Here is a 10,834-nt window from a genome sequence, read left to right on the forward strand (position 1 = left end):
ACGTGAGCCGGAGTCGGGCTGGTGGAGGGCCCGCCTCCGGTACGGGGTCAGGGACGCGAGGGCGGCGGCCCGGCTGGCCGGGTCGCCCGTCGGGGGCGCCGGGCTCCGCCCGCAGGCGGCGGGGGGCTGGCCGGCGGCGCTGCACTCGGCCCCGCGCTCGGCGGAGCGGAGGGCGGAGCGGCTGCGGTCGGCATCACCGGAACGACGGCAGGGCCGGAGAGCGGCGGGTTGGACGGGGTTGCCACCCTGGGCGTGGGCGGCGCGGGAGCTGGCGCCGGAGGGGGAGGGGGAGGCGGCGAAGCGGGCAGCGGTGTTCCGCCCGGTACGGGCGGGGCGCTCGCGGCCACGCGCGGTCCGGGTGCGGCGCTCGGGCTGGCCTGGGGAATGAGCGGCTGAGCCAGGCCGAGCTGGATGTTGGCGCTGTGACGGCCGAGGAACCGGCCCATGGTGGCGGCGTTGGTCTTGTACTCGGTCCCGAACGCCTTGGCCTCGCTGACCTTCCGGTCCTTTACCGCAAGCAGCTGATCCTTCACCACGCCGGCACGCTGCGCCGCAGCCTGCGCGCCCCGCTTGGTCGCTGCGACACCTCGCGGGACTCCCACCGGGGCGCCGATAGTGGCCAGAGCAGCAAATTTGGTCGCCTTGTAGCCGTACTTGGCGGTGTTCAGTGTGGCCTTGCCCGTGGCCATGGTGGCCCTGCCCCCGCGGGTGCCGGCCAGCTTGTTGGCCGCCGCCGCGGACAGACGGCTCTTCAGTGTCTGCCGAGCCGCCGCCTGCGCGGCAGCGGCCGCGCCGCCGGTACCGACCGCCGCGGCCGCTCGCGCCGCCATGCGCAGCTTGCTGCGCTTCTTCGCCGCGGCCTGAGGGGAGCCGACCCACATGTTCTTCGCCGACTTGAGCGGTGCGGAGGCCCTGCGGGCTTCACCGCGGGCCTCTCCCCACAGCTGCTTGAGCCCGGGTGCGGTCTCGGCGTAGCGGCCGGGGGCGTTGAAGATCGACCGGCGGGCTCCACCGACGCGGGCGTTGGCCAGGCGCCGGTTGAGCTGGACCGCGATCTGCCGTGCCGTCTCCCTGATCTTCTTGTGGCCGGCGAGCCCTGCGATGGCGGCGAAGTCGATCGCCATGAACTTCACGGCCAGGACGTCGCCGGTGTCCGCCTTGACCAGAGCCAGAATCACCAGGATGAAGATGGCCAGGAAGAGGAGCGCGAGGATGACGGACAGCACGGCCTTGGTGACCGCAGCTACCCAGCGCCACAAGGTGGCGCGGCCGCCGCCGGGGAGGATGCCGGCGCACAGGGCCCAGTGGCCGCGGATTCCTTCGAAGGCCAGCCACCCCTGTGCGGTGAGAAATCCTCCGGTGACCAGGACCATCAGGACGCAGACGATCAGCGCGGCGATCGCGATGAACAGGGCACTGAACGCCAGGTCCGCGGAAGCCCGCCGGGACATGAGCTTGTTCTTGCTGCCGTCGTCGCACGCCTTGACGAAGCGATCGCCGATGGACCTCAGGCGGGCCTTGGTCTCCTCCCCCACGGTCATGTCGAGGTTCGTGGCCTCCCAGTAGTTCAGCCCGAACCGCGACAGGTTGTACTCGGCGAGCTTGTACTTGCCGAAGGCCGTGGCGCATTCGCCGTCGAACGTGCGGCCGTAGAGCATCAGCTGATTCGGTTTGACGACGAGCGCGTCCACCAGTGCGTGGGTAATGGGCTTGCTCACGCTCTCAGGCGTCGAGCCGCTGCTGGTGTCGTTCTTGTTCAGGACGATCCCGGAGACCTCCAGGCTCATGCCCTTGGCCTTGCCGAGTAGCCCGTCGTCGGACAGCAGCATCGTGGAGCCCTGCGGGGTGGGCTGGTCGTGCGTGCCGAGCAGCACCTGGGCGGGTGAGACCAGCACGGTCGTAGTCACTGCGGCGATCACCAGGGACAGGCCCGCCTCGGCGAAGCCGCGGCTGCGCTGGCGGAAGAGGATGTTCCACCCGGCGTAGAGGCCGGCGAGGAGCAGGAAGAAGCCCGGCAGGCCCAGGCGGTCGATCAGCTGGTTCTTGATGGTGCTGGCGATGTCGTCGACGGGCCCGACGAGGATCTTGGCCAGGCCGAAATTCAGGGCCCAGTCGATCAGCCAGCACGCGAATCCGACCGCCCACTTGGCGATGCTGAAGAAGATCTGTGCGATCAGGTTCCAGATCTTGAGGTCGATGTCCTTCCAGCCGCCGGTGTCGGCGTTCACGCCGTAGCTCGAGATCGGCACGCCGTTCTCGTCGTTGACGTCGAAGGGGGACAGCAGGCCGTTGCCCTCCTTGGCCGGCTTGGTCAGCTCGTCGTCGGACTGCTGGGGAATCCGGCTGAGGATCCCCCCAGGGTTCCCTGGATTCGCGGGCGGCTGGGGAGCCGGTGCCGAGGGGGCGGGGGAGGCCGGTGCGCTGCTGCCCGGAGAGGCAGGAGCGGACGGCGCGGGCGACGCCGGCGCGGAGGGGCCGGGCTGCGGCGGGGGGGATGCCCCGGGGGTGGGGCCGGGTGTCGGATCGGGAGCGGCGAAGGCCACCCGTACCGAGAGGCTGATGAACAGCGCGAGCGGCAGGGCCAGGAGAGCGGTCCAGACCGCTCGCCGCCGGCGCCGCGGGCCGCCGCCCGCACCGGATCGGGTGAGGCGTCTCATACCAGGGCCCCCTCGTCGAAGGCCAGGTTCTCCAGGGCTTCAGCGTCGTCGGCCTGGTGCTTGCCGGGCGTGGTGTGAATGGCCTGGGCGGCCCGCTCGTCGGCCGGGATGAGGACCTTCATGCCGGCGATGCGCTTGCGCAGGTCGCGGTAGAGGCATTCGCCAGCGCGCAGGATCCGCTCGCTGTCGGAGAGGTTGATGGGGCTGAGGTTCTCCGTGATGAGTTTGACCATCTCGGCGTCGGCCGGGTCGAGGTCCAGGAATTCCAGACACCTGCGGGCCAGCGTCTTGCTGCGGTGGCGGAAGACGAAGATGTGGGAGAGCAACGCACGGATCTTGTCCCCGATTTCGTTCTTCGGGCCGATGTCGTACGGGTCGTGGCTGCCGGCGAAAGCGCCGGCGTTGTGCTTACGGCCGTCGGCGATCAGCTCCAGGAGCAGGTTCGATCCCTCGGCCGAGCTCGTCAGCCACCAGCATTCGTCCAGGAAAACGCCGCAGAACTCCGCCGGGTTGGCGAAAGCGATCTCCCTGCACAGCGCGGTTATCAGGTACATCAGACGCCAGCCGAAGCGCTTTTCGACCTCGAGGCTGACCAGGCGGTGCTCGGTCAGCTCCTCCTTGGACGGAAGGCCCAGGCGGTCCACGGCGAAGACGATGGAATCGGCGTTGGTGATCTGGACGACCGGCAGAGTGCCATCGAAGATCACCCGGCCCAGGTCTTTCTTGGCGAGGCTGCGCAGCTTGCGTACGAGCTCGGATGCCGCGGCGCGCACCGCGCTGTCGTTGGGCTCTTCGGGGTCTGCGGTGTGAGCGCGGTCGGCGAGGGTCTGGATGAGCGCGGTCATGCTCGGGTTTGGCGCCAGGCGGGTGGCTTCGATGGCCTCGGCGAGGGTGATGCCCTCGACGGACATCGAGCCGATGTCCAGCAACGGGGTCAGGAAGCTTTCGGTGTAGCGGGCGGCGCGGGGGCCGCGGAAGATCCGCAAGGGGTCGAGGGAGACGCCGGCGTTCTCGTCGACGCTGATGATTTGGGTGGTGCCGGGGCAGGCGGAGGCGAACCGGGACCATTCCTGCTGCGGGGTGCGGTCGATGACCAGGGCACGGCCGCGGGACTTCTTGGATCCGGTGCGGTGGCCGGTGGTGAGGATGGAGTGCATCGCGCACTTCATGGCCACGGACTTGCCGGAGCCGAGTTCGCCGACGAAGGCCGCCGAGGCGGAGGCGTTGACGCGGGGGCCGTGGGAGAAGTCGGCCAGCACGGGGCGCACGCCGCCGCCGTTGAGCTGGAGCCCGAAGAGGGAGCCGGCGTCGTCGCCCAGACTGGCACCGCAGAAGGGCATCGACATGGCGAAGTCGCGGGCCAGCAGGTACTGGGTGTAGTCGAACATCGGACGCGGCGTCTTGGTGCCGGGAAGCATCGCGTGGAAGAGCGCGGCCTGGTCTCCGACCGGCCTCACCAGGGTGTAGTCGTTGCCGCCGAAGTGGTGGGCGAGGCTGGTGGCCTTCTCGTTGGCCTCCTCCGGCGTCTCCCCCCACACGCAGACCGCAACCGAGGCGCGGATCTCCACCTCCGTGGAGGACGCCGTCAGACGGTCGCGGTACTCGTCCAGCGTCAGGCTCGCTCGGTCCACGGAGGGCGGTGCCCCTGCGGTGTCCCCCTCGTACTGGCTGCGCTGGTGGGCCAGCTCGCGCTGCTGCCTGCGGCTCTTCGGCTCGGCCTTGGCGCCGGACTCCACGTGCAGCCGCACTGCCCAGTCCACCGGGAACCCGAACTCGTCCAGGATCGACAGATACTCGGAACCGGGAAAGCGGAACGCCTCGGGCATTTCCGACAGGATGCTGAACGCCTGGTAGGAATCCCCGTACTCGGAAGCGACCTTCAGGTAGCGCCGTCTAAAGGGGTTCGCCGGGGCCTTCGACAAACGGTCGCTGCGCCCGCCCTCGTCCAGGACGACCTGTGTATGGGCGCGCACGGTGTGGCCGCGGCCGCGGAGGGCGCGCGGGGTGCCCTCCTCGGGGAGGAGTGGTTCGCTGATGCCCCGTCGGGCGCTGTGGCCGTAGATCCACAGGATCTCCGCCTCAGTGGCCGGGCGGAGCTTGATGCCTGACGGCCAGCCGGCGGCCATCCGCTTGGCCTGCTCAAGCCGGTCCTTCTCCTCCTCCGGCCGGATCGGGGCCACGGGCAGGCCGAGCGCGGAAAGGATCTCGGCCGAGGCCGACGAGACCATCGCCCGTGCGGTGTCCTTCAGGTCGACGTGCGGCAGCGGCACGCACAGGAAGTCCACCCGGCCGGTCAGCTCCAGACCCTCCAGCTGGTCGAGGACGCGCAGGGACAGGTCGACGAACTCGGGTGACTCCTCCAGGTCGACGCCGGCCGTCATGCGGGTGACCACACTGGCGGCGTCGACCTGGGGGCACAGGCTCAGCAGCAGCGCCTCGCCGCGCAAGGCCTTGAACAGGGCCTCGAGCGCGTCAAGCCGCTCGCGCTTGGTGGACTTGGACGCGTGCGTGTAGTTCTCGGTGTCCACGCGCCAGCACGCCCAGGTGGTTGCGTAGGTGGTCCAGATCAGGTGGCCGCTGATGTGCCGGACGGGAAGACGCATGACAAGTCCTTGCAAAGTGAAAGGGAGATACCGGCGGAAGGCGGGGCGTTCAGGAGGCGCGTTCGTCGAGCGAGGCCAGCAGCGCCTGCAGATGAGTGCGGGGCGCGGGTCGGCTGGTTTCCGCCACTGGAGAGGGTGCGGCCGCTGCTGCCCGGGCCGCCGGCCGGGCTGCTGGAGTCGGCTCCTCGGCCGGCTCCGGATCCGGGGTGCGCACGTGGATGGTGCAGGTGGCGCCGGCCAGGCGAGGGCGGGCGGTGCGCTGCGGGCGGCCGGATAGCCGGCCGCCCGCGGGGGCGGAGGAATAGATGAGCAGGCTCCGCAGGGCGCGGGCAGGGTCACGGCCGTCCAGCCGTGCGTAGCGCAGCACCCAGGCCATGCCCCAGGGCAGGGCGATCAGGACGACGAAGTTCATGAGTCCGAAGCGTGCCCACAGCTCGCGGGTCATGATGAGCAGCCCGAAGCTGGCGACCATGGTCACGATCTGGGTGATCGTGTACGGCCCTCCCGGGAGCCGGCCGGCTCCCGGGAGCTTGCCGATGACCAGCGGGTGCTTGCGCGCCCGGGTGTAGGAGTGGCCGACGAGCTCCTCCTCCTCAAGATCACTCATGAGAGGAGACCGACCGCAGACCTTGCTGAGGAGGTGTCCGTCACCTGCACGACGGTGACAGCGCCGGCGTCGATTTCGGAGCCGACCTTGTCCTTGAGGATGGTCATGTTGGCGATGCCCCACAGGACCAGGGCCGCGAGCAAGAACGCGACGAGCGTGCCGACCCAGCTCTTGGTGCGCCACCAGGCCGTAAGTACGGCGGCGATGGCCATGACGGAGGCGGCGCCGAACAGGAGCTTGCGGACCTCGCCGAGTTTGGTGTTCCCCCAGTCCAGGATTTCGCCGGCCAGGACGAGGTTGTTCGGGTCAGTGGTGATGTGCATGAACGTTTCCTTCGTGTGTGGGAGAGAGGGAGGGTCAGGAGCCCGACGGCGAAGGCGATCCGCTGGCGTCCGACGGAGACGAAGGGGTGGCCGTGGGTGTGCTGGAGCTGTCGGATTCAGGGGCCGCAGTGGTGGGGGCCGCCGTCGGCTTGCTCTCCGGCTTGAGCACCGGGGCGTCGGCCAAGGCCGCGACCTCCCACCGTCCGGCGCGGGAGCTGAGCTCCAGCGCGTAGGTCAGCGGCCAAGCGCGCCCTTCCTTGTCGGTGGCGGCGACACTCGCCAGCAGGCGACGCTTGACTCCGTCGCCGGGCACCTTCTGGTCACCAGCGCTCGTGGAGTCGTCGTCGACGTGGGTGACCTTGACCGCGCTGTACGGGGCCGGGGCCACCGGCTGCAGGCGCACGCCGGGCGAGGTGTAGCGGGACAGATCCCCGCTGCCGGCGAGATAGGCGCTGAGGAAGCCGGCGACGGTGTCCGTTGCCGGGTCGGAGGCGCTGCTGCCGCGGGAGGTGCCGTAGCCCAGCGCGCCCGGCTTGAGTGCTTCGGGCGCTGCGACCTGCGCTGGCAGCGACGTAGCGGTGTAGCCGACTGGTGTGTCGCTGGCGGAGGAAGCGCCGCCCGCGCTCTCCGGCCCGAGAGCCTGTACGCCCACGCGGTAGTACTGCACGGTCGCGGGGCCGGCGGTGCCCTTCGTGTCCTTGACGGAGACGCTGGCGGCGACCGTCACCGACCAGTAGCCGGGCGCGGTCTCCCGGGCACCCATCACTGCCGAGCGCGTCACACTCCGCGTCCCGGGCGCAACGGTCAGAGCTACCGGACCTGAGTAGTACGGCGACAGCGACTTCTCGGTGCCATCGCCGGCCTCCAGAAACGCCGTCACATACAGCGTGGCGAACCCGGAGGGACCCGTTCCCGAGGACTGCCGCACCACCGGGGCCTTCTTCGGCGCACCCTGCGCAGGGCCGGAGGAGCCGACCAGCGCGGCGATGCCGAGCAGGGGCCCAGAGGCGACGAGCCCCCAGACAGCGATGCGGGTCAGCTGCGCCATGCTGGACAGACCGGCAGTGCTGGTCTGCCAGCCGGTGTGGTCGGTGTCATCAGCCGCGTCGCTCTTCTCCACCGCGGGGGCCGCCTCCTCGCTCCGGGCGGTGTCCTTGTTGCGCAGGCGCAGCCGCTTCACGAGGCCCTCCGGGAGGTGTGGCGCAAGAGCACGGTGCGAATGCGATCGCGGAGCTCTTCAGGGGTGCGGGACACCAGCGACTCCCACGCCCGCAGTGCCGGCTCGGAGTCGTTCTCCACGAACGTGCGCAGGTCCTGATGCACCTTCCGGTCGAGCGGCTGACGCACCAGCGCGGCGGCCAGGAGGATGGCCTGGCGCCGGGCACGGGCGACGAGCAGCTCGTCGGCGTCCGGTACCGGACGGGCGAGCCCTGCTAGGCGGGAAGGAAGAGGGGACACAGCTGTTCTCCCTGGGTTCGGGCGGGGGACGGGGGGATCACCCATAGAGGTGTCGGGGAAGTCCGCCGTGTGACATGCGGCGGGAAGAAACCTCAGGCGGCTGCCAGGTAGGCGTTCAGCGTTTCCGCCCGGCGCAGCGGCCGGGTCGCGCGGCTGGCGCGCTGGCGAATCCGGTCGCCGGAGGCACCCATCGAGCGGGTCGTGCGGTGTGCCCGGCCGGGAAGGTCTGCGGCGGACAGGTGGTACTCGGTGATGCGCTGGGCCTCGAGGGGAGTCAGCGCCTGGATGTCCACGGCCCAGCTGACGAGCGCGAGCAGCTCGGTGCGCGCGGCGCCGGCCGTCAGCTCCGGCTCGTCCTCACTGACGAGCTCGAGCTCGATCGCCCGCACCAGGAGCTCGGTCAGCCGCACCTGCTCGTAGGGGTCGGGAGCCTCGCCGAGCGCCAGCACCGATGCCATCGGCTCGTCGGCCAGCGGGGCCATGTCGCTGGCTGCGTCGCGCAGCTTGCCGCGGTCGTCGAAGTCGTCCGCGAGGATGCGCTGGGCCAGGGCGAGGGTGTCCATGGACAGGTTGGCGAAGAGGGCGCGGGGCCTGCGCTCCAGCGGGTAGGTCCGCACGACCTCGCACAGGGCGCTCAGCATGGTGGAGAGGACCTCGTCGAATTCCACGCCCGTCCGGAGCTGAGTCCGGGCCATCATGATCGTCTTCGGCAGCAGGACGCGCATCGCGATGCGCCAGGCGAGATCGCCGTCGAATCCGCCCGCCATGGCGCGACGGACGAGAACCGTCATGACGGCGTCGTGGCCGTGCCATTCGCCCGACCGGTGCAGGGCGGCCAGCCGGTCGATGACGTCCTGAGGAGTCTGGGCCCCGGCCAGCTCTGAGTGGTGTGCCGACCATACGGTGACGTGGTCGGCCGCCCGCAGGTCCCGGGCCAGGTCGGCCCAGTCACGGTTCATGCGTCCGATCGAGCTGTAGCTGCGTCCGGACGCAGAGGAGCTTCCTTCGTGGAGATGGATCTTGGTGGCCATGTCCTGAGCCCGCCCTCTCGCGTCATCCGGGGATTGGTGGATGACGCAGACGATCTCTGGGCCCCCCTTGACAGAGGTCTGTTGGACTTCGCTAGGGGTCGGGACCAACCGCTTGTCACGGCTCGCTAGCGGCCGCTGTCAAGGCAGGACCTCGGACGTGCGCTCGCCCGGCCGCAGCCGTCGGGACAGCGCACGGGATGCACGATCGCCGGCGCGATTCCGCACTGGCCCCCGCACCTGCCGGCACTGGCGCACCACGGGCGTCAGCACCGGCGCACCAGCGCACCCGGTGCGGGCGCCAGGTGCGCGGTGTTCGGTGTGGTGCGCAGACTGTGGTGCGCGGTACGCGGTGCGCCGTGCGGTGCGCACGGTTTCGGCGGCCGACACGCACCGAGCGCACCGTGGCCAGGGAGTCCGGTGCAGCGGCGCGCAGGGCGGTGGTGCGCGGGTGCGGTTTGGAGGTCCCGTACGAAGCGGAAGGTGGCCGTCGGACGCGTGCGTCCGCCTTTCCCCTGTGGGATCCGCCGGGCTGGGGAGAGGGAGAGCGTCTCACCACGTCGAGCACGGACGGTAGTCACCACTTCGGTGCGTGCCTGCCGCCGACATGCCTGAGGTAGGCCAACCACCCGGCGTATCGGCACAACGCAGCGTAATCATTTGGACACTAGCGAGCCGTGTCCAGGGGAAACGTCCTTCGCTAGCGAGCGTTGTCCAGGGGAAATGCAGACACCGGCCAGAGCGCCGTTCCCGCTGGATGGTGCGCACAGCAGCCTCGACCTGAGCGGCGCACCAGGCCGAAGGAGATGCCTGCCACCGTCAATGATCACTCTCTGTGCCTGACGGCACTCGTTCGACGTCCTCAAGCTTCACTCCGGCTGCTCGGCAAGGACCGGTGGAGACACCCGTTGCCCACGATGAGGGCACCCAAGCGGAACCCCCGGGGGGAGGTGACCCCACCTTGCCGAGCCGAAGCCGGACTGCCCCAGGCGCACCTGCCCGGGCGGCGCACCGCACCCGCACCGCACCGTGCCGTGGACCCGGTTGGTGCGGTGCGCCGCCGACTTGCCGAGGCTCGCGCACCGCACCCGCACCTATGGGTGCGCACCGCATGCGCACCCATGGGAACGGCTCCGCCGGGTGGTGCGGTGCGGCGCGCTCGGCAGGCGTCCATGCGATCGTCTGCGGCCCTCCGGTGCGGGTGGCTGGCCGAGGTGAAGCGCGTCGGGCCGGTGCGCCGAGGTACTGCTCCAGGCTGTGGAAGGTCGTCTGGCCGGCCAGCGGGTGGCCCAGGGCGCTGGCTCCGAGCCAGCCCCCGTTGTCAGCCGGCGGGTCTTGCTGTCTGACAACCACACCACAGGGCTACGGCGACTGACCGTCATGGTTCGCCCCCTAGCGAGTAACTTCGCTGCGGCGGTGCGGTGGCTGGCGCTTTCGATGGCGCGGCCGGGAACAGGGCGAGGGGGCGTCAGCAGCCGGGCCCGGCTGCTGACGCCCCCTCGGGCCTCGAACCTCAGTGTCGGGTTGGAGCGATGAAGTGGCGGACCGCGACCATCAGGCAGCCGGCCGCCACGAACCCTGCCAGGATCCCGCTGGCTCGGATGACGAGGGCTGCGGATCCGGCCAGATGCAGTTCCTCGACCAGCGCCAGGGATCCCAGCACGCCGGCCGCACCCAGGGCCAGGCACCCTACGAACAACAAGAGCAGCCGGGCTTCCACGGGTAGCCACGTCGGCCCTCGGGAGGGGCCAAGCCGGGTGCCGACATGGGCGAGGTGCGCAGCGACGGCCTGGTCGCGGCTGCCGGCAGGGTGGTGCGGCATGCGGCCGCAGGAACAGCTGGACCGGAAGCGAGCCGCACCGGCGACGGCGGACGCATCCTCGTCGATGATCAGCGTGGGTAAGTGATGTCCGTCGTCGACGGCGAAGCGTTCGAGCACGGTGCGTCCTTCCTTCTTCGGGGCGGATGAGCCGTCCGCGCCCAGTTTCCTATAGGGGGATGAGCCTCCACCCGGGCCCTGGATCCTCGCTCGGCTAGCCCGCGGGCCGACCGTAACGCCGGTGCGGGGGGGGGGGGGGGGGGGGGGGGGGCCCCCCCCCCCCCCCACCGCCGCGCGGCGGTGCCCGCGAGCACCGGACGGGCTGACCGGCTGTGCTCG

Annotated in this window: 8 protein-coding genes; all 8 read right to left on the reverse strand. The window is 70.5% G+C overall.

What is annotated here, in order from left to right; genetic code table 11:
* Positions 1-47: 47 nt before the first annotated feature.
* Positions 48-2,657, reverse strand: coding sequence for a hypothetical protein (locus ACZ6MA_RS29860; RefSeq protein ID WP_469437549.1), 2,610 nt, complete (start codon positions 2,655-2,657; stop codon positions 48-50).
* Positions 2,654-5,260 (reverse strand): ATP-binding protein, encoded by a 2,607-nt coding sequence (locus ACZ6MA_RS29865; protein ID WP_469437550.1) that lies wholly within the window; start codon positions 5,258-5,260, stop codon positions 2,654-2,656. The genes ACZ6MA_RS29860 and ACZ6MA_RS29865 overlap by 4 nt, the downstream gene beginning before the upstream one ends.
* Positions 5,261-5,309: 49 nt before the next feature.
* Positions 5,310-5,867: a hypothetical protein gene (locus tag ACZ6MA_RS29870; protein WP_469437552.1), complete on the reverse strand. Its 558-nt coding sequence runs from the start codon at positions 5,865-5,867 to the stop codon at positions 5,310-5,312.
* The gene (locus ACZ6MA_RS29875; protein WP_469437554.1) at positions 5,864-6,190 is read right to left on the reverse strand and encodes a hypothetical protein; all 327 of its coding nucleotides are present in this window, start codon (positions 6,188-6,190) and stop codon (positions 5,864-5,866) included. The genes ACZ6MA_RS29870 and ACZ6MA_RS29875 overlap by 4 nt, the downstream gene beginning before the upstream one ends.
* A gap of 34 nt (positions 6,191-6,224) precedes the next feature.
* Positions 6,225-7,370, reverse strand: a complete 1,146-nt coding sequence (locus ACZ6MA_RS29880) for a conjugal transfer protein (protein ID WP_469437555.1) — start codon at positions 7,368-7,370, stop codon at positions 6,225-6,227.
* Positions 7,367-7,648, reverse strand: a complete 282-nt coding sequence (locus ACZ6MA_RS29885; protein WP_469437557.1) for a hypothetical protein — start codon at positions 7,646-7,648, stop codon at positions 7,367-7,369. The genes ACZ6MA_RS29880 and ACZ6MA_RS29885 overlap by 4 nt, the downstream gene beginning before the upstream one ends.
* 92 nt (positions 7,649-7,740) lie before the next feature.
* Entirely contained in the window at positions 7,741-8,607 is an 867-nt protein-coding gene (locus ACZ6MA_RS29890; protein WP_469437558.1) for a hypothetical protein, read from the reverse strand.
* 1,582 nt (positions 8,608-10,189) lie between these two features.
* Complete coding sequence (locus tag ACZ6MA_RS29895; protein ID WP_469437559.1) at positions 10,190-10,615, reverse strand: hypothetical protein; 426 nt, start codon at positions 10,613-10,615, stop codon at positions 10,190-10,192.
* Positions 10,616-10,834 lie beyond the last annotated feature (219 nt).

It is taken from the genome of Streptomyces sp. NPDC042259 (assembly GCF_055582085.1).

Excerpts from the sequence above, each read along its gene's own strand:
- ACZ6MA_RS29870 (WP_469437552.1), bottom strand. The coding sequence starts at position 5,867 with ATGAGTGATCTTGAGGAGGAGGAGCTCGTCGGCCACTCCTACACCCGG.
- ACZ6MA_RS29860 (WP_469437549.1), bottom strand. The coding sequence starts at position 2,657 with ATGAGACGCCTCACCCGATCCGGTGCGGGCGGCGGCCCGCGGCGCCGG.
- ACZ6MA_RS29890 (WP_469437558.1), bottom strand. The coding sequence starts at position 8,607 with ATGAACCGTGACTGGGCCGACCTGGCCCGGGACCTGCGGGCGGCCGAC.
- ACZ6MA_RS29875 (WP_469437554.1), bottom strand. The coding sequence starts at position 6,190 with ATGCACATCACCACTGACCCGAACAACCTCGTCCTGGCCGGCGAAATC.
- ACZ6MA_RS29865 (WP_469437550.1), bottom strand. The coding sequence starts at position 5,260 with ATGCGTCTTCCCGTCCGGCACATCAGCGGCCACCTGATCTGGACCACC.